The organism is Terrisphaera buseokensis, assembly GCF_047521145.2.
Taxonomy (GTDB): domain Bacteria; phylum Verrucomicrobiota; class Verrucomicrobiia; order Opitutales; family Opitutaceae; genus ER46.
The window spans coordinates 5,218,088-5,235,939 of sequence record NZ_CM134186.1 but is presented as its reverse complement, the minus strand read 5'-3'; the positions used below and the strand labels follow the sequence as shown (position 1 = coordinate 5,235,939).

Below are 17,852 nucleotides of genomic sequence, written 5' to 3'. Positions count from 1 at the left end.
TCCTCGTTCAAGGTCCTTCCCGGAATCATGACGCACCACCCGAACAATGCGCGAAGCTGTCCCGAACCGCGTCGGAGTCAGTCCGTCCAGCTGGGAGTGGAGTGATGAGGGTTCGGATCGGGACGGCGGTGGGTGTCACGACCCTTGGCCCCGCGGCGGGGTACGCGAGAACGGCCATGCTCGATCCTGCCTTGCGCAGCCGCTACGAAGCGGCCGCCCGGCCAAGAGGGAAGCGAGTCGTGCCATTTGTCGTGACGGAATGCCGAGGCGTTGGTGCAGCTCGGCTGCGACGGCCTCGTCGTCTGCGGCCACGTGCACTGGACCGAGCGGGTCCGCCATCTCGGCGCCGCGACGATCCTCAACGTGGATGAAGCCGTGGTGTGCATTGAGGTGGGCACTCCCCACTGAGTGGTAGTGCGTTCAATTCGGACCGTGCTTCGCGCCATGTCGGATAATGTTTCCGCAATATCGCGATGAATCGTTCGCTATGGGTCGGTTCCAGCAAGTGCACCATCTCGTGCACGATCACATACTCCAGAAGGTCTTTCGGCTTCTTCACCAGTTCGGTGTTGAGGCGGATGTGGCGGGCGCGGTGATTGCAGCTACCCCACTTGGTTTTCATCCGCTGGAGGAAGTAGCCGCGAACGCTCACCCCGAGCGTAGGCTCCCATTTGGCGATGATGCCCGGGACCACGGCGTGCAGGAGATGCTTGTGCCACTGGTGCACGACCTCTGCGCGTTTTGGCTTCGAACTTCCCGGGCGGAGGGTGAGCGTGATGCGTTTGTGGTCCAGTTTAACGCTGGGTTTCGCGTCCGAAAAACACACCGTCAGCAGGTGTCGGCGCCCCCAGAGATAGTGGCTTTCGCGTTCGATGAAGGCGCGGGGCGTTTCCCGGGCTTGCGCCCGGAGTCGTCGTTGCTGCTCGCGAATCCACCCGAGACGGGAGATGGCGTAAGCACGGGCGACTTCGAGTCGCGTCGTGCGCGGCGTGGCGAGCGTCACCCGTCCGTCCGGCGGATGGACGGAGAGGTGCACGTTCTTGATCTCCTTTTGCGTGACGCGGATCTCAAGCGCACCGATCTGAATCGTTTCCGTCATCAATAGTCGGACTGGCGCCGGACGATTTCGAGCATCGCCCGCGTGGCGGTTTGATCGCTTCCCAAAAGCGGGTGAATCGCCTTGATGACCTGTTTTTCCTTGGGGCCTTCGGGATCGTGTTTCCAACCGGCCGGAGCGTGGTCGCGCATCGCTTGGTCGAGGGCGAGGGCCAGCTGGGCTTTCGCACCGGGATCCGCTGGGCACTGAAAGGTGGTGGCGGCGATGCTGCCGAGGTTGTTGAAGACGACGATGGCTCCGGGACGGCCTTCGAGTTGGGTCGGATGCGCGGCGCCCGATTTGTGCGCCATGCGCTTTACCAATGCCTCAGACTTTTTGAGGAAGGCTTCATACGCAGCGGCGCTGTCGCGTTTCTGGCGAATGAGATCGTCGAGCAGGGTCGACATTTCGGCGTAGAACCTGGGGTCGGTCAGCTGCTCGCGGATGATTGTCTTGCGGACGTTGTTGATGATCGCCTCGGCGATCGAGTTGTTCGAGAGCCGTCCCTGCTGGCTCAGCTGGCGGGCGATGGCGTCGTGAATCCCCGTTTCTACGATTTGCTGGGTGAGCGTGAGGCCTTCCAAATTGCCGAGCACGACGGCGTGGTCGGCTTGGATGTAGGTGTTGAGGAGGTGGCGCATCTCGGCCTCGAACGGCTTGATGTCCAGCTCCTCCCCGGAGTGCTTTTTGATGGCCGAACGAATCTCGGCGTGAAACTCCGTCTCGCCGCGAATTGTGGCCGCCTGCTCGATGGAGTAGCCGGCTTCGATCAGGTTCTGCGTGATTTCGGAGAAGGCGCGGACGAACGCGGCGGTCGCCTTGTAGTAGGCGATCCGCAGCGGCTCCGTATCAGAGAGCGCCGTGAGCTCGCTGGCCTTGCCGCAGAAATAGTTCAGATACTGCTCGATGCCCTTCGGTGGCGGTACGGGCTCGCAGAGGTGGTAAAGCGCTTCGCGGGCGGCATCCAGTTTCCGTTTACCTTCCACGAGCCAGTCCTTGACCGTCACGTTCGCGTCGGTGCCGCAGGTCTCCGTATCGAGTTCGTCCGACGTATAGACGGCGATCGAGTCTTGGACGTCGTTGAACAGCTCCTTGTAGTCCACGATGTGGCCGTGGGACTTGTCGTCTCCGTCCAGGCGGTTGGTGCGGCAGATCGCCTGGAACAGGTTGTGATCGTGCAGCTCGTGATCGAGATAGATGTAGGTGCACGAGGGCGCGTCGAAGCCGGTGAGGAGCTTGCTGACGACGATGAGCAGCTTGCAGTTGGCCGGCTCCTTGATGAACCGCTCCTTCATCGAGTCCTCGTATGCTTTCACGGTTTGGCCGGCGGCCAGGACGTATTTCGTATAGGTATCGAACTTGTACCGTTCGTCGCTCTTCGCCGGCTCGCGCGAGATGGCGTTATGATTCGGCTCGTACGACGTGATGATGGCGCAGTGCTGGCCGAAGGAGGTGTTCTGAAAGAGCCGGTAGTAGTGGCACGCGTCGTAGATGGAGGCGGCGACGAGGATGGCGGTGCCGCGATCGTTGTTGAGCCGGGGGCGAACGCCAAAGTCGTGCAGGATGTTCGCGATGATGCGCTCCTTCCGTTCCGCGGAACTCATCAGCTTCTCCATCGTTGCCCAATGCTTCCGGATGATCGCCTTCTGAAAATTATTCAGGAACCGCGTTTTCTCCTCGAACCAGTCGTCCACCGCGTCGTGCACGGCGAGGTGCTGCTCCACGTGCCGGGCCTCGTATTTCAGATCGAGCACGACCTCGTCGGCCACCGCTTCGTGAAACTTGTACGTGTGGATGAACGTGCCGAAGACATCCGCTGTGGTCTGGCGATCCTTGCGCAGCAACGGCGTGCCGGTGAAGCCGATGAAGATCGCTGTCTTGAGCCAGCGCTTCATCTGCCGGTTCATGTCCCCGCCCTGGGTGCGGTGACACTCGTCCACGAAAACATACAGGCGGCCGTGAACCGGCGGGGCTTCCCCTTTCAGATCCGGCTCGAACTTGTGCAGGAGGGCGCAGAGCAACCGGGGCACCGGCGCGGCGAGCTTCTGCACAAACTCCGCGCGCGACGTGATGCGCGGGGACGCGGCGTCGGCACCGATGACCCCGGCGTTGCGCATCACGCCCTCGATCTGTTTGTCGAGTTCGTCGCGATCGGTGATGACAAGGACGCGGCCCTCGGGATCGTGTTCGAGGAGCCACTTCGCGAGCAGCACCATGAGGATGCTTTTGCCGCTGCCCTGCGTGTGCCAGATGACGCCGCCTTCGCCCCTGGCGACGCGGGCCTGCGCGGCTTTCACGCCGGCAAACTGATGCGGCCGCGGCACCTTTTTCCGGCCGCCGTCGAAGATCACGAAGTTCCGGATGAGATCCAGCAGCCGGTCCTTTGCGCCCAACGCGGCGAGCGGGCGGTCGAGAAGCGCACCGGCCGCAATCTGCTCGGCGCCGATCTCCCCGTCGGCCTTCCATTCGACATAAAACTGTTCCGGGGTCGTCGCCGTACCGTAGCGCAGGCCCTGCGAGTCGCTGCCGGCAAACAGGAGCTGCGCGGTCGCGAAAAAGCCCAGGTTGAAAATCGGTTCCTGGTTGGTGATGAGCTGGCGTACGCCATCGGCAATTTCGACGGAGCTCCGCTTGAGCTCGATCACCCCGACCGCGAGGCCGTTCACGTAGATGACGAGATCGGGCCGGCGTTCGTGGCCGCCCTTGAGCGTCACCTCCTCGGCCAGCGCGAACTCGTTTTTATCCGGGTCGTCCCAATCAATCAGGTGCACCGTCTCACTCGGCTTGCCGACGGCGACCTGCACGGCGACGCCGTATCGCAGGAGCTGGTACACGCGGAGATTGGCGCGATACGGCGAGTCATCGCCGGTCGTGTCCGCTGCGACCTCCAGCTTCTGCAACGCAGCCGAGAGGTGGGCGGGCGAGTAGCCGCGCTGCTGCAGGTTCGCCCGGAGCAGCTCCGGCTCGATGCAGCGGTTCCTCTCCCGTTTGGACCAATCACCGAGGTTGCGGTAGCCAAGCCCGCCCGGTCCGGTGAAGAGCTGCACGACGCGATTCTGGGTGCGGCGTTCGGATCGGGGCTGGTCGGGCATGACTTCGCCAGAGTCGGGAGAGGGCGCCTCGAGTCAAAGCAACAGGAGAAGGGACCGCCGGCGGAGCTCGGCGGCACTGATGCGGAGGGGAAGGATATCCGGACGGCAAGGCCCGTCATCGACGCGAGAAATGCCTGCTCCCCGGGGGAAGCCCAAGGTTGACAAAAATGGCATCAAGTTTGTTTTTGTAAACATGCGCCCCGAACCTTCTGACGTCTTCGCGCGTCGCCTGCAGCAGGCGCGCGGTATGCGCGGCCTCTCCCTGCGCGCGCTCGCCACGGCCGTGGGCGGAGCTGTCTCCCACAACGCCCTGGCCAAATACGAGCGCGGCGACATGCTGCCTGGCAGCGAAGTGTTGATCGCCCTGGCCGATGCCCTGGACCAGCCGGCGGATTTTTTCTTTCGCCCCTTCCGCGTCGTGGTGAACGAGGTTCGCTTCCGCAAGAAGTCCAGGCTGCGACTGTCTCGCCAGAAGGCGATTCGTGAGCTGGCCGCAGACTATGTGGAACGTTACCGCGAGGCCGAGGAGTTGGCCGGCGATGTGCGTGAATTTTCGCCTCCGCTGGCCGGTCGGAAAATTTCCACCGTGGCCGAGGCCGAAGCGGCGGCGACGGAGCTGCGCCGGGCCTGGCACCTCGGGTTGGATCCTTTGCCCAACGTCTTCGAGTTGATGGAAAGCCGCGGGATCAAAGTGCTCGAACTCCCCGACGATGATCGCGATTTTGACGGCCTGTCCGCCGACACGGAAGTCGGCCCCGTGGTCGTGATTGCCTCGCACCTGAACGAGAATCTGCCGCGCAAGCGCATGACCGAGGTGCATGAACTGGGACATGTGACCGCGCAGGTGGCGGACCGCGTGGACGAAAAAGCCGAGGAGAAACTGATCGGAGCTTTCGCCGGGGCTTTTCTCCTGCCGGCCGAAACGTTCACCGAGGCGTTTGGGAGAAATCGTCACCGCTTCGCCGTCGCCGAGCTGGTCGAGATCAAGGCGCACTTCGGGGTCTCGATCATGGCGATCATGCGCCGGGCCCGGTCGCTCGGGCTGATCCAGGAGCCCACGTATAAAAACTTCTGCATCACCGTGAGCCAGCTCGGATGGCGGAGCAAGGGGGAGCCGGGCGACGACCGCTATGTGGGCTGCGAGTCCGACGGGCGCTTCCGCCAGTTGGTGCGCCGCGCGATCGCGGAGGAGTCGATCAGTCTCTCCAAAGGTGCGGCGCTCCTGGGCGAGCCGTTGAGCCGCGTCCGACACGATCTGGAGCAGGTGATCGGTTGAGCATCCGATGCGCATCGCAGTCAAAGATGCCAGCATCCTGATCGACCTCGCCGAGGGCGATCTGCTCGGGCTTTGGTTTCAGCTCAAGATCGAGACGCATACGACCGATTTTGTGCTCGGCGAGGTGCGGCGGGAGGCGCAGTGGCAGGCGGTTTCGGCGTTTGTCGATGCCGGGCTGATTCACAAGCACACGACGGCGGCGCCCGACCTGCCCGAAATCGTGACCTATGCCCAAGGCAACGGCATCAGTCTCGCCGACGCCTCCGCGGTGTTGCTCGCGCTGCGCCTCAAGGCGGACCTGCTGACCGGCGACCGCCGCATGCGCATCACGGCCAAGGCCGACAACGTGGCGGTACGCGGCGTGCTTTGGGTCCTCGACCAGTTGGTCGAGGAGAGTGTCTTGCCCAAGAGGGACGCGATTGAACGGCTGGAACGCATTTGTGCTGCCGGCAGTCGCCTGCCGAAGGAGGAATGCGAGGCGCGGATCAGGGCGTGGCGGGCGTAGCTGGCGCGGCGTTGGAAGGCCGCCGTACGGAGAGCGTCACCGTAGAGCAGATCAAGTTATGCTGTGACCGCTGTGGGCACCCCGCCCACAGATGCGGAAGTAGCCAGGAGACGTTGTCTCCGAAGGAAGCGGCGCGGGTCGGTTGACTTGGAGGCCTGCGTCCGCTTCAACCACGCCACCGGTGGACAAAACTCGGCTTCATGCCGTGTGTTTCGGGTCTCAGAACCAGCGAAACCTATATCCATCGGTTTTTTATTTTCGCCGGATCGGACATCTCCCTTTTCCGAATGAGAGATCAGACGATGCGGGTCTGGCCGGTGAGGAGTTGCTGCATCATGGCCTGCTTGAGGGCGCGGGTCTTTTCGCGGCGGCGCTCCAAGGCCGCCAGCTCCCCGTCTATCTCACCCAGCACCTCGGCGATCGCGGTTTGTTCAGCGACGGTGGATGGTATCGAAAATTGAAAGGCGTGAACGTCATTCCGATTCAGTGTTGGCACGCCCGAACCTGTAGCGAACTGCTCCAACCCAAGTTTGGTATAGAGATAGAAGATGAATTTGGGGTCGTTTCCCTTGAATGTGGTCACCCAGAGCGAGGTGTTGTGAGGCCAGTAATCTTCTTCGAGAAAAGTCACCCTCCCGATAGTTCCAGATCGCCCGGTTACCACACCTGGCCCTTTCACTTGGTAGGAGACATGATAATTCAGTATCCCATTTGAATAAACTACCGGGTAAGGACCGTGCTTCAGCTGTGGGTTGGGTAGATCAAATCCACGCTGTAGCGGTGCTATATCTGCCAGCCGTTTTTTCACCCACCTGCCGTAGCAGCCGGGGAGACGGGTTTGGGCGGTGAGGAGTTGCTGCATGGCGGCCTGTTTGAGGTCGCGCTTCTTGGCGATCAGCCGGTCCAGCCCGCCCAGCAGTCCATCCACATCGCTCAACGCCTCCGCGATGGCGCGTTGCTCGGTCGTGGTTCGCGGGGAAGCGATCCAGAAATCTCGTAGATTTTGCAGGTTTAACCCTGGCTTACTTTGACCTGACTGACTCCCGGAAATCTGTGGATTTCCGGGCGAATTGGGGGAGAGGTAGCGGCATATATATGATCCGGTTTCTGGCTGCTTCAATCTCACCAGCCCAACGTGCTGGCTAATATACGCCTCGTCGAAGGCCTGCTCCGCGAATGCGACGTTACCAACGCTATTACCTGTAATTGTGATTAATACGTCGTTTTGTTCCACCTTGGTGCGACTGCCTTCCGAGTCTGATGGAGGTGAAACGTGCTGCTTGTCGTCGAAGCACAACCTGCCATCGCCAATATTTTGGCTCCGGATAAACAGCGCGCCCGCGTCGGAATAAAACTGAGCCCAACCTCTTGAGCCGCTTGTGATGAAACGCGCGAGGTCACCAAGCCGATTGACCTCCCAATCCTCCGGAATCACCCCGACTTCGGTTTGTTTATAGCCGGGTTTCATGAGGCGGCGGACTCCATCTTTTTCAGGTGAGCGTCGACCTTCGCGGCAAGGGTAGCGACTTCCGCCTCCAACTCGGCCAAGGGCGTGGCATAGCGATCGGCGAGGGTGCGGATGCGGCTGGTGAGCGTTTGCGAGACGCGGTCGACCTCGCCGCGCACGGCGGTGGCGAGGGTGTGCAGCCACTTGTCGTCGACGACGAGGGTCTGCACGTCGGCTTCGCCGAGCGCGGAATATTTTTCGTAGGCGGCGCGGTCGAGGGCGGCATCGGATTCGCGGATGGCCTTTTTGAGCGCGGCTTCCTCGTCGGCGAGTTTCAGCCAGGTGCGGAGGGCGGAGATTTCGTCGGCGGTGTCGGAGTCGGAAGACGAGGCGCTTGCGGCGGGCGGTCCCGGAGGTTCCGCCCTACTTTTCGGATTCAATTCCTTGAGCCGGGCGGTGATCTCGGGGCGGGCGATTTTGTCGAGGGCGCCGAGGCAGCCTTCCTCGCCGCCGTGCTCCTCCTCCAGCTCGGCGAGGCGGGCGGTGACGGTTTCGAGCGCGGCTTGTTGCGCGTCGAGCGCGGCCTGCGCGGCGGCGAAGTAGCGGGCGACGACGAGGGGCTTGGGCACGAGATCGCAGGTCCAGCCGCGATCCTTGGTTTTGCCCTTCTTGTCAGTTTCGAGGATGCGGCTGGTCTTCGCGACCCAGCCGTCGGCGGCGATGAGGTAGCAGTCGTCCTGCATCGTGGCGGCCCAGTAATCCATCAGGTGCTGGTAGACGGCATAAGCGTCGACCAGCGGACGGCCTTCGTAGTGGGCGAGCAGGTTTTCGGAGAGCGCGTGGATGACCGCCTTCGGCTGGCTCTCGCGCCGGACGTCCTGGCGCAGGCGTTTGGCGGCGGCCTTGCGCCAGCGGTCGAAGTGCGCGCTGAGGCCGGAGATGAGTTCGGCGAACGGCGGGAAATCCTGGATGGTGGAGCGCAGTGCGGTGGCCGGCACGCGGACGGAAAAATAGCCGGCGCGGACCCGTTTGAAGAGGGCGGTGCGCAAATCGGGGCAGACGCTCCAATACGCCGTGAGCGCATCGAGGTCGCGCGCCGGGATGCCGCCGCGCAGGTGGGCGGAGATGTCCTGCACGTCCTCGGCCTCCTGGCTGTCGAGGTAGCGCGGCAGGTTGAGGTTGAAGTCGTTCTTCTCGATCTCGGCGTGTGGGACGAGGCGCGAGTAGCCCGGCTGCTCCTCGCCGTGGGTGAACACATCGACGATGCGATGGAGATCGCGCTCGCGGAGGCGGTTCTTGTTGCCGTCCTTGATGAAGTCGCGGGAGGCGTCGACGAGGAACACGGCGCGGCGGGCGGAGGCGTTCTCCTTGTCGAGGACGAGGATGCAGGCGGGGATGCCGGTGCCGTAGAACAAATTGGCGGGGAGGCCGATGATGCCCTTGAGGACGCCGGAGCGGACGAGATTCTGGCGGATGACGGCTTCGGCGTTGCCGCGGAAGAGGACACCGTGGGGGAGAATGCAGGCGGCCTTGGCGGTGCTCTTCATCGAGCGGACGATGTGGAGCAGGTAGGCGTAATCGCCCTGCTTGGCGGGCGGCTCGCCCCAGGCGAAACGCTGGTAGGGATCGGCGGACGGCGTGAGGCCGGTGGTCCACGCCTTGTCGGAGAAGGGCGGATTGGCGACGACGTAGTCGTAGGTGCGGAGCTGGTCGCCGTCCTTGAACTTGGGGGTGGCGAGGGTGTTGCCCGTGAGGATGTTGGCGGTCGGGAAATCGTGCAGGATCATGTTCATCCGCGCGAGGCCGGCGGTGGTCACGTCCTTCTCCTGGCCCTCGAGGGTGATGTGTTTGCCGGCCTCGGCGGCGAGCTTGAGGAGGAGGGAGCCGGAGCCGCAGGTGGGATCGTAGACGGAGGTGGCGGCACGGGTGTTGGCGGGCGATATGCCGAGCACCTTGGCGATGACGCGGCTGACTTCGGACGGCGTGTAGAACTGGCCCTTGGACTTGCCGCTGTCCTGGGCGAAGTGCCGCATCAGATACTCGTAGGCGTCGCCGAGGATATCGTCGTGGTCGGCGCGGTTGGCGGAGAAATCGAGCTCGGGCTTTTGGAAGATGCCGATGAGGTGAGTGAGGCGGTCGACCTTGTCCTGGCCCTCGCCGAGCTTGTTGGAGTCGTTGAAATCGGGGAAGTCGGAGCGGGCGAGGCGGCTGTTGGCGTCGATGAGTGGCTGGATGACCTGGGTGTTGATCTTGTCGCCAATGTCGGACTTGCCCTTGAGCGCGATCATGTCGCGGAAGTGGGAGCCCGGCGGAATCACGACGGGCGCGACGAAGGCGTCGGCGTGCCCGTATTTGTCGGAGACGTATTTGATGAAGAGCATGAACAGGACGTAGTCCTTGTATTGGCTCGGATCCATGCCCCCGCGGAGGGCGTCGCAGGACGACCAGATGGAAGAATAAAGGTCGGACTTCTTGATGGCCATGGTCGGGCGCGAAGGTCGCGGACGCGGCGCAGGGCAGGCGAGAAGTATTTAGAGCGGAAGGCCCTTCCAAGGGGGCTGGACGTGACACCTCACGAACGAAACAGCACCCACCCGCTCACGTCCTGCGGAGCGGATCGTCGCGAGAGTGACCTGTTACGGCCGGACTCCTTGGCTCGTTCCTGGGGAGGGGTTCGGGGTTGCTTCGGGGCGGGGGGACGGGCTGTTTGGGGGGAGACATGAAAACCTCGGCGCGCGGCTCTATTGTCGGGGTGATTGCCGGTGGGCTGGTGGGCTTTTTGCCCGTGCTGCGGGCTGAGCTCACGGCGGTGCAACGGGCTCAGGCGCAGGCGAGCGCGGTGGCCGTGGCGGCGGGTAACGTGTTCGAAGCCGATAAACATCAGCCGGAGGCGGCTTCGCCGGCGGATCGCGCGGAATGGCTCGAACGGCGGGGACGGTGGTTGTTGCGCGATGAGAGACTGCTGGATGCCAGGAATGATTTTCTGGCGGCGAAGAAATTGACGCCCAACAGCGTTCCGGTCGCGGCGGGGTTGGCGGAAGTAGCGTGGCAGCGCGGGAAAAAGGAGGAGGCAATGGCCCTGATCAAAGCGGCTGCCGAACTGCGCAAGGAGGATGATCCCAATATGTTCTTTTACGGCATTGATCCGGGGGTGCCCCATATTTTCCTGCTCTTGCAGGAAATGAATTCCGGCGGCGTATCGGAAAACACGGTGGATGTATTTCCGTTGGGTGACGCGTTGCCCGATGCATTATTGATGGCGGCGCGCAACGTGGCCAAGGAAGGCAATGTTGCTTCTGCGCGTGACCTCAGCACCCGTGCGATCACGGCGGCGGGCGGAAAATTTCCGGCGGCGGAACGGCTGCGTCAGTCAGTGCGCGCTGCGTTGGCGCAGGCGGAGGCGATGGAACCCAGTGCACCTGAGCTGGGGCGATTGCGTTTTTTTGCCGAAACGCGCTTGGCCGACGGCGATGTGTTCAACGCGCTGCGAGCGGCGGAGGAGGCATTGAAGTCGGGCCAAGCCTTGCCGACGTTCTCCGCGCGGCAGGTGTTGTGGGCCCGGGTGGCGGCGGCCGTGGCCTTCACCGAAGACAGGTGGCCGGACAAGAGCTCCGAAGTGAATGCGGATGTCCTGGAGGCGGTGCATGTGCTTGCGAGCACGCCCGAACCGGATGCTGCGGCACTGCCGGTCGAGAGGGCCCTGTTGAAGCGTTTGCGGCAGATCGATCCGCTCTGGCCGGCGGGATCCTTGCCCGCTCCAGCGAAGCTGGCGGCGGATTCACCCCTCCGGCAGGCCCTGACGGGCGAGCGCTTGAGCGGCGGGGCCGATCGCGTGGTGGCGCTGGAGAAGGCATTTTTGGCGCAGTGGGGCCGAGGGCCGTCGGCGGTTGACCTCGAAACGGCGGAGGGCCGGGCGCGCTGGGGGGAGATCGGCCGGGAAGGGGCGCTCATCGCGCACCTGCGGTGGCTGACGCTGCCGGCGAATTCGGCAGAAGCGGCCAAGGCGTGGGCCAACGCGCGGCAGCGGACAACGCTCGCTTTGCTGTGTGTGCCGGAAGATACGGCGGCCCTGCACGCGGCGAAACGACACCGTTGGTTCAATGAGTCGGGCGGACGGGATTATGTGAGCGGCGCTCCCGGGGTGCTCACGCAAAAGTTGAAAATTCTTTTAGCCGGCAGCCGGCGCTTGAATTCTGCGCCACCGGAAAATACTGGGGAGTTGTCCACCTTGTTGACCGACGTGATGCCGTTGGCCGAGGGAGCGACTGATTTACCGAGAATGTGTCCGGGCATCGCAACGGTGGTGGCGTTGCGGGTGACAAACGAGGTCGGGCGGCTCCGGATGAAACAGCACGACGACGTGCCCTTCATTGCGTCGTCGTTGGCGGATTTTGTGTGGGAGTGGACGGCCGATCCGGCGCGCGCCCTGGACGTGACCGACTGGGGCGCTGCGCAGAATGAGATGCCGTCGGCCCAGGTGAGATTTCCTTTCCGACCGCCGGCCGGAGTCGAGCAGACACCGCTCGGCCGGCATGTGATGGAGCTTGATGCCTGGGTGTGGAAGGGCGCGGATCCGAAAACAAAACCCGTGACGCCGGAGGCTTGGGTCAAGGTGCCCTCGGTGGTGTGGCGGCAGGCGCTGGGCTCGGGCGGTACGCCGGGGAATTTCAAGCAGCGGATGGAGGCCAATCGCAGTGGGGAGTGGGGGATGAGTCTTTCGATTTCATCGAGTGCGGGTCAGGCGGTTCAGCTGCTGGACAAGCGACTGGGTGACAAGGTGCTCGCGCCCATGAGCGCGCCGGTGGCGGCGGCGTGGCTCAATGTGCTGGCGGAGATCGACGCGATGGTGAAAGAGGCAAGCGTGACGCCGGAGGCGCGCACGCGATTGGGCAAGCAACTGAATTTGCACCGGGCACAGGTGTTGATCGCCTCGGGTCAACGGGAGCTGGCGATGAAAGAGCTGCCTGCCCTGGTGGCGCAGCTGGAATTCAAGCCGCCCGTACCCAGAGCTCCACGAGAGGAACAAGGGATCGGTCTCGTGGAAATCCTGCCGAAGGATCCGAAGGTCGCGGCTCGAGAGCGGCAACTCGAGCGTGAGAGGGTGATGAAGCTGGAGGCGGAGCGGGCCGCGGCGCAGGCCCGGGGGCGCAAGGAGGTCGTCGCTCAAAAATGCCGACGCTGTCTGGGGACCGGAGAAGTGTTCGATGTCGCGGCCAAGGGCGGCACGGATATCTATATGCGAGTGGACGGGACGAGGCTGACGGAAAAACGGTCGACTAATAATGTGCGATGCCCGGCTTGCGGTGGTTCGGGGGAAGCGAGACCGTGATTTCTCCCAGCAGCTCAACGTGGAGAGATCGAGCGGATTGACGACGGACTCCGGATCACCTCTGCCACACCCCCAGCATTTCAACGCCTATCCATGCGCGCTTTCTTCCTTCTGCTTTTTGCCGGCGCCGGCCTCCTTTGCGCCCAGACGCCACCGTATGAGGTGTTTCCCGCCGCGGAGCCGCCGTATTACCGGGTTCGATACGAGGCCTCGACCTCTCCCGGTGAGCTGACGTTTCCCGTCAACTATACGATCTGGATACCAGCGGGCGTGAAAACGCTCCGCGGGGTGGTGGTGCACCAGCATGGTTGCGGCGAGGGCTCGTGCAAATCCGGCCTCACCGGGGCATACGATCTCCACTGGCAGGCGCTGGCGAGGAAACACGGCTGCGCGTTGCTGTCCCCCGCCTACGAGCAACCCGACAAAGCCCCGTGCGCGCTTTGGTGTGATCCGCGGAATGGTTCCGATCGCGCGTTTCAAAAGGCCCTGCAGGAACTCGGCGCGAAATCCGGCCACCCGGAACTGGCGCGCGTGCCTTGGGCGCTGTGGGGACACAGTGGCGGCGGCACGTGGGTGGGCAGCATGACGCTGGTCCACCCCGAGCGCGTGGCGGCGGTCTGGATGCGCTCGGGGGCGCCCTCGGCGTTTTCCATTCGGGACGCCACCTTGGGCGTGCCGATGATGTGCAATCTCGGCACCAAGGAGGGCGTCACCGTGAAGGACGAGCGTTTCGGCGGAGTGTGGCCCCACCTGGAACGCTTATTCACCGAGCTGCGGGGAAAAGGGGCCCTCATCGGCGTGGCTGTCGATCCGCTGACGAGCCATGAGTGCGGCAACCAGCGTTATCTGGCGATCCCGTGGTTCGACGCCTGCCTGACCGCGCGCCTGCCGGAGTCCTTGGGCGAGCCGTTGCGCAAGATGCCGGACAAGCTCGCGTTTCTTGCACCGCTTTATCTCAACGCCGGCACCCTCGTCGCGCCGGTCGCGGCCGCGCAATTCACCGGTGCCCGCGAACGCTCGATCTGGCTCCCGAACGAAAACGTGGCCCGGGCCTGGGCCCGGTATGTCACCGATACCCAAGTGCCGGACGCGACTCCGCCGCCGGCGCCGCGCAATGTCCAGGTCAGGGAGAACATCGTCACGTGGGAAGCCGACGCCGATCTCGAGAGCGGCCTCGCCCAGTTCGTCATCGAACGCGACGGCGAACCGCTGGCCACCGTCCCCGAGCGCGCGGTGAATCGGTATGGTCGGCCCGTTTTTCAGAACCTCCAGTATAGCGATACACCCACGCAGCCGCTGATCGCGATGCGCTTCACGGACGCGAGCGCCGCTCCGGGGAAGACGTATCGCTATCGCGTCTACACAGTGAACACGGCGGGCCTCAAGTCAGTCGAGTAAGTACGGCGTATGCGACGGGCAGACCCTTTGCCACCGGGTCCAAAGGAAAAGCCCCGGTCGGCCTGAACCGATCCGGGGCGTTAAGACCGGAGTGGTCAGGGTTTATTTTTTCTCCGGAGAGTACGGGATACTGGATTTGTGGAGGACGATGCGCAGTTTGCCGTCATCGCCGCGGCGGAACATCCAGGTTTTCTCTACTTTGGTCTCCTTGCCAGAGGTGTCCGTGAGGATGACGTGCCCCATGGTGATGCCCAGATCGCCTTCAATATAGGTGGCCGCATTGTCGAACCGGGCACTGGCCCACGGCTTGAGCGCGAAGCCGGTGTCCTCGGGGAAGGCGGGGTTGCCGCCTGCAAAATACGCGAGCGCCCCCTCGCGGGTCGTGCGGAAGGTGTGTTCACCATAGGCCAAGGTCGGTTTAAACAGGACCGGCGCCTGAGCGTAATTATAGGCCGCATCGATAATCTTTCCCGCGAGGGCTTTTGTGTCCCCACCTTCGCGGTGAGTCTTGCTGATCAAGAGCAAGGCGTCACACCAGCCGCGCTGGGCCTTTTCGAGTTCAGCTACGGTGATGGGGGTCGGACCGCCGTGGACAGCAGGCTGCACTCGCGCGTAGCCGGGGCCCGCGAGCAGGAAGACCAGCAGTACAGGAACGAGACGAGGGGTAGCTTTCATGGAATCGGATTATATATATAGTGAGTTGGAGATCGCCGTCATGACGGCGTGACGGCGAGGGAAGGACTCGCGTGCCTATATGCAATTGTAACTGGATTGGAATACATCGTGTTTTTTCCACGCCGACATTCGGTGGCGGCTGCTTGTCGCGTGGGTGGCACCCTTCCGTGGTCCATCAAGCCATGTCTCTCCGGCCGAGAAGAAGGGGAACGTGATGGGGCGGAGTTGGGCCAGACGGCCTCGTGGTCGTCGCTGATGGTGCGGCAGTCTCGTGGAAACTTGAGGTGACGGGTCGTCTGCGATTGGCCGTGGCGCGTCCCACCGCTGGATGGGTGCACGACCTGGGATGCGAGCGTGTGGACTTTCGCATTCAGGTATGCGGGCGAACAATCCACGCGCAGAAGGATGACATCAATGACGGGCAAAACCCGTTCGATCGGGCACGATAGTACTCGGCGGCGGCAAAGCACTCGACCCGCGTCGCTCCTTCCCTAAGGTCCGCGACACGACTTGCCGCCATGGGATTTCTGACCTTCAGCCTCAACGTCACCCTCGACGGTTGCGTCGACCATCAGGAGGGAATCGCCGACGACGAGACCCACGCCTTCTTCACCCGTCTCATGGATGAGAGCGGCGCGATGCTGTGGGGCCGCGTCACCTACGAGATGATGGAGCGTTACTGGCCGGCGGTCGCCCGTGGCGACGTGGAGGCGCCGGGAGCGATACGCGCATGGGCGGTCAAGTTGGAGGCCAAGCCGAAGTTCGTGGTGTCATCGACGCGAACGGACTTCCCTTGGAAAAACAGCCATCTCCTCGCCGGCGACCTGCGCGCGAATGTGCAGAAGCTGAAGGGCGCCACCCCAGCCGGCGTGCTCCTCGGTAGCGGCCAGCTCGCGACCGAATTGGACCGGCTGGATCTGATCGACGAGTATCAGTTCCTCGTTCACCCCAGAATCGCCGGCCACGGCCCGACCCTGTTCCAGCGCGGGCTGCCCAGCACGCGACGGCTCGAGCTGGTCTCGGCGAAGCCGCTGCGCAGTGGAGCGGTCGCCCTGCACTACCGGCGCGCGCGCTGACTCAGATCAACTCAGCGACACGAGCGGAATCCCGGCGATTCAAGATTACTTCACCTCAAACGCTCCGAGATCGGGCGCCGGACCTTTGAAGGGAAGTTCGACCGCGATCCCGGCGTCCAGCAGGCGGCTGCCAAGTTTGGGTCGCATGAAGGGGAGCTCGGGCAGTCCGCCGTCAGGCTGACGCGGTCCGTCGACGCCTTTGGGCTCGGTGCTCATGAAGTCTTCGGCCGTGACCGTGACCGTCTCGAGGTTCCAGGAGTTGAACTGATCATCCGGCGGGTTGCGCTCGTGGCCGGACAGTGGCGGGGCGGCGCCGAGGGCGACGTTGTTGCGCAGCACGTGGGTGACCGGCTTGGTCAGCCGCGGCGCCACCTTCAGGTTGAACTGGGTGGGATTGTTGAACGCGGTGTTGTTGTAGAAGCGGAGCAGGCCCGGGTGGTAGTTGGCGTTGAAACCTTCCGCCCGGTTGTTGAACGCGAGGCTGTGGTGGATCACGTGCACCGCGATGTGACCCGGGAACCGTGCGGGATTGAGCAGCCAGCCGCCCATCTTGAAGCCGCCGCCGTTGCCGGCGCGCTGGTCGGTGTCGGGCACGAAGCCGTTGCTCCACGCCCAGCAGTGTTCGATGCGGTGCACGCCCCGGGCGTGGATCAGGTCGAAGCCGTCGTCGCTGTTCGACCACGCGCGGCAGCCGCGGAAGACATTGCCGTCCTGACGGGCGTGGCCGCCGAAACCGTCGGCATTTTCGCCGCGTTTATCGGGGTCGTAGTTGTGATGGGAATCGCAGTTGAGCACGAGGTTGTCGCCGCCGTCGGCGATGAAGAATCCCGGCCCTTCGTGGTGGTGCAGGTTGAGCCGCTCGAAACTATTGTGGCTGCCGCCTTCGACGCGGATGCCCCACGACTCGTTCGTGTTGGTCAGGATCTGCTGCACACCGCGGACTTCGAGTCCACGCAGGTGAAGCCAGCTGGCCTTGACGCTGAAGCCGCGGATCCGGACGGGCGTGGCGAGTTGATGAAAATCGAACACCGGCGTCTCATTCGGGTACGCCCAATAATTGATGCGCTTGCCCTCCGCGCCGCTCTTGGTGAGCAACACGCCGATCTCGATCGTGGTGCCGCTGAAAACGTAGCTGCCGCCGCGAAGCCAGACGGTGTCGCCCGGCCCGGCCGCCTCCTGCGCGCGCGTGACCGACGCGAACGGTTGCGCGAGCGTGCCCGGATGGGCGTCGTGGCCGTCGGGGTGAACGTAGAATTCGGCGGCGGTGGTCGGCTGGAAGGGGAGGAGCGCGAACGCGAGGACGGCGGCCCACGAAAGGCGGGAGCGGGGGTTCATGGGCCGGACGCTGTGGGTCCGAACGGGGGCTGACGACTTCGCGCGCAGCGGACAGTCTCGTTAGCGTTGGTTTGGCCGTACACCTGAGGGCGAGCCCTCCAGGACGGCGTATGCAACGGGGTCTGCCTGTTACACGTTAGCAACTGAACTCGCTGCTGCTGCCCTTGGACTTGGATTGGGTTCGAGAAAGCCCGTTGTCGTCGGTTCAGCTAACGTGTAACAGGCAGACCCTTTGCCACCGGGTGCTTGGGTACCTCGGGGAACTGCCTGTGCGCGCGGTCGTTTTGTGCGCACGCGCCGGGTGACCTGATCACTGCCAAAGCAAAAACCCGTCAGCCACTTAGGGCTGACGGGTTTCAAAACTGGCGGGATGGACGGGACTCGAACCCGCGACCTTCTGCGTGACAGGCAGACGCTCTAACCAACTGAGCTACCACCCCGTGAAATGGGAAAGGAGGCGGAACGTAGGTTTGGCGGGAAGCGAGTCAAGCGTGGTTTTCCCTTGTCGCATTTGCCCCCACAATTTACCCGTGCAGGCATGGTTTGCGGTGGTAGCTCAGCTGGATAGAGCAGCGGTTTTCTAAACCGCCGGTCGGGTGTTCGAGTCACCTCCACCGCGCCAT

Annotated in this window: 11 protein-coding genes and 2 tRNA genes; 6 read left to right on the top strand and 7 right to left on the bottom strand. The window is 63.5% G+C overall.

The features are described 5' to 3' along the window. Positions 1-358 precede the first annotated feature (358 nt). Positions 359-1,099: a M48 family metallopeptidase gene (locus ACLJEU_RS19625; protein ID WP_414664204.1), complete on the bottom strand. Its 741-nt coding sequence runs from the start codon at positions 1,097-1,099 to the stop codon at positions 359-361. After that, positions 1,099-4,188, bottom strand: a complete 3,090-nt coding sequence (locus tag ACLJEU_RS19620; RefSeq protein ID WP_414664203.1) for a type I restriction endonuclease subunit R — start codon at positions 4,186-4,188, stop codon at positions 1,099-1,101. The genes ACLJEU_RS19625 and ACLJEU_RS19620 overlap by 1 nt, the downstream gene beginning before the upstream one ends. Between ACLJEU_RS19620 and ACLJEU_RS19615 the strand changes: the two genes are divergently transcribed. Continuing rightward, positions 4,187-5,464: a helix-turn-helix domain-containing protein gene (locus ACLJEU_RS19615; protein WP_414664202.1), complete on the top strand. Its 1,278-nt coding sequence runs from the start codon at positions 4,187-4,189 to the stop codon at positions 5,462-5,464. The two genes, ACLJEU_RS19620 and ACLJEU_RS19615, sit on opposite strands and share 2 nt — an antisense overlap. Positions 5,465-5,471: 7 nt before the next feature. Further along, entirely contained in the window at positions 5,472-5,969 is a 498-nt protein-coding gene (locus ACLJEU_RS19610) for a hypothetical protein (protein WP_414664201.1), read from the top strand. A 295-nt stretch (positions 5,970-6,264) separates the two neighbouring features. Here ACLJEU_RS19610 and ACLJEU_RS19605 read toward each other — a convergent pair whose 3' ends face one another. Together ACLJEU_RS19605 and ACLJEU_RS19600 are read right to left on the bottom strand one after the other, a co-directional pair. Further along, positions 6,265-7,437 (bottom strand): restriction endonuclease subunit S, encoded by a 1,173-nt coding sequence (locus tag ACLJEU_RS19605; RefSeq protein ID WP_414664200.1) that lies wholly within the window; start codon positions 7,435-7,437, stop codon positions 6,265-6,267. Further along, on the bottom strand, positions 7,434-9,899 hold the full coding sequence (locus ACLJEU_RS19600) for a type I restriction-modification system subunit M (protein ID WP_414664199.1): 2,466 nt from the start codon (positions 9,897-9,899) through the stop codon (positions 7,434-7,436). Before ACLJEU_RS19600 ends, ACLJEU_RS19605 begins: the two co-directional genes overlap by 4 nt. 236 nt (positions 9,900-10,135) lie before the next feature. Between ACLJEU_RS19600 and ACLJEU_RS19595 the strand changes: the two genes are divergently transcribed. Both ACLJEU_RS19595 and ACLJEU_RS19590 read left to right on the top strand, forming a co-directional pair. Continuing rightward, on the top strand, positions 10,136-12,745 hold the full coding sequence (locus tag ACLJEU_RS19595) for a tetratricopeptide repeat protein (protein WP_414664198.1): 2,610 nt from the start codon (positions 10,136-10,138) through the stop codon (positions 12,743-12,745). Between the two features lie 93 nt (positions 12,746-12,838). Further along, on the top strand, positions 12,839-14,143 hold the full coding sequence (locus ACLJEU_RS19590; protein ID WP_414664197.1) for a hypothetical protein: 1,305 nt from the start codon (positions 12,839-12,841) through the stop codon (positions 14,141-14,143). A gap of 102 nt (positions 14,144-14,245) precedes the next feature. Here ACLJEU_RS19590 and ACLJEU_RS19585 read toward each other — a convergent pair whose 3' ends face one another. Beyond that, positions 14,246-14,818: a hypothetical protein gene (locus ACLJEU_RS19585; protein ID WP_414664196.1), complete on the bottom strand. Its 573-nt coding sequence runs from the start codon at positions 14,816-14,818 to the stop codon at positions 14,246-14,248. A gap of 518 nt (positions 14,819-15,336) precedes the next feature. On the opposite strand from ACLJEU_RS19585, the gene ACLJEU_RS19580 reads away from it, so the two are divergent. Further along, positions 15,337-15,894 (top strand): dihydrofolate reductase family protein, encoded by a 558-nt coding sequence (locus tag ACLJEU_RS19580; RefSeq protein WP_414664195.1) that lies wholly within the window; start codon positions 15,337-15,339, stop codon positions 15,892-15,894. A 45-nt stretch (positions 15,895-15,939) separates the two neighbouring features. Here the strand turns inward: ACLJEU_RS19580 and ACLJEU_RS19575 are convergent, their stop codons facing one another. Both ACLJEU_RS19575 and ACLJEU_RS19570 read right to left on the bottom strand, forming a co-directional pair. Further along, on the bottom strand, positions 15,940-17,229 hold the full coding sequence (locus ACLJEU_RS19575; RefSeq protein ID WP_414664194.1) for a right-handed parallel beta-helix repeat-containing protein: 1,290 nt from the start codon (positions 17,227-17,229) through the stop codon (positions 15,940-15,942). 363 nt (positions 17,230-17,592) lie between these two features. Continuing rightward, positions 17,593-17,669 (bottom strand) — tRNA-Asp (locus tag ACLJEU_RS19570). Positions 17,670-17,774: 105 nt separating this feature from the next. Here ACLJEU_RS19570 and ACLJEU_RS19565 point away from each other — a divergent pair. After that, positions 17,775-17,851 (top strand) — tRNA-Arg (locus ACLJEU_RS19565). Position 17,852: the final 1 nt, after the last annotated feature.

Bases quoted from the DNA above. Each gene is read 5' to 3' on its own strand.
- ACLJEU_RS19605 (WP_414664200.1), bottom strand. From the start codon at position 7,437: ATGAAACCCGGCTATAAACAAACCGAAGTCGGGGTGATTCCGGAGGAT.
- ACLJEU_RS19585 (WP_414664196.1), bottom strand. From the start codon at position 14,818: ATGAAAGCTACCCCTCGTCTCGTTCCTGTACTGCTGGTCTTCCTGCTC.
- ACLJEU_RS19615 (WP_414664202.1), top strand. From the start codon at position 4,187: ATGACTTCGCCAGAGTCGGGAGAGGGCGCCTCGAGTCAAAGCAACAGG.
- ACLJEU_RS19580 (WP_414664195.1), top strand. From the start codon at position 15,337: ATGGGATTTCTGACCTTCAGCCTCAACGTCACCCTCGACGGTTGCGTC.
- ACLJEU_RS19625 (WP_414664204.1), bottom strand. From the start codon at position 1,099: ATGACGGAAACGATTCAGATCGGTGCGCTTGAGATCCGCGTCACGCAA.
- ACLJEU_RS19595 (WP_414664198.1), top strand. From the start codon at position 10,136: ATGAAAACCTCGGCGCGCGGCTCTATTGTCGGGGTGATTGCCGGTGGG.
- ACLJEU_RS19600 (WP_414664199.1), bottom strand. From the start codon at position 9,899: ATGGCCATCAAGAAGTCCGACCTTTATTCTTCCATCTGGTCGTCCTGC.
- ACLJEU_RS19590 (WP_414664197.1), top strand. From the start codon at position 12,839: ATGCGCGCTTTCTTCCTTCTGCTTTTTGCCGGCGCCGGCCTCCTTTGC.
- ACLJEU_RS19610 (WP_414664201.1), top strand. From the start codon at position 5,472: ATGCGCATCGCAGTCAAAGATGCCAGCATCCTGATCGACCTCGCCGAG.
- ACLJEU_RS19620 (WP_414664203.1), bottom strand. From the start codon at position 4,188: ATGCCCGACCAGCCCCGATCCGAACGCCGCACCCAGAATCGCGTCGTG.
- ACLJEU_RS19575 (WP_414664194.1), bottom strand. From the start codon at position 17,229: ATGAACCCCCGCTCCCGCCTTTCGTGGGCCGCCGTCCTCGCGTTCGCG.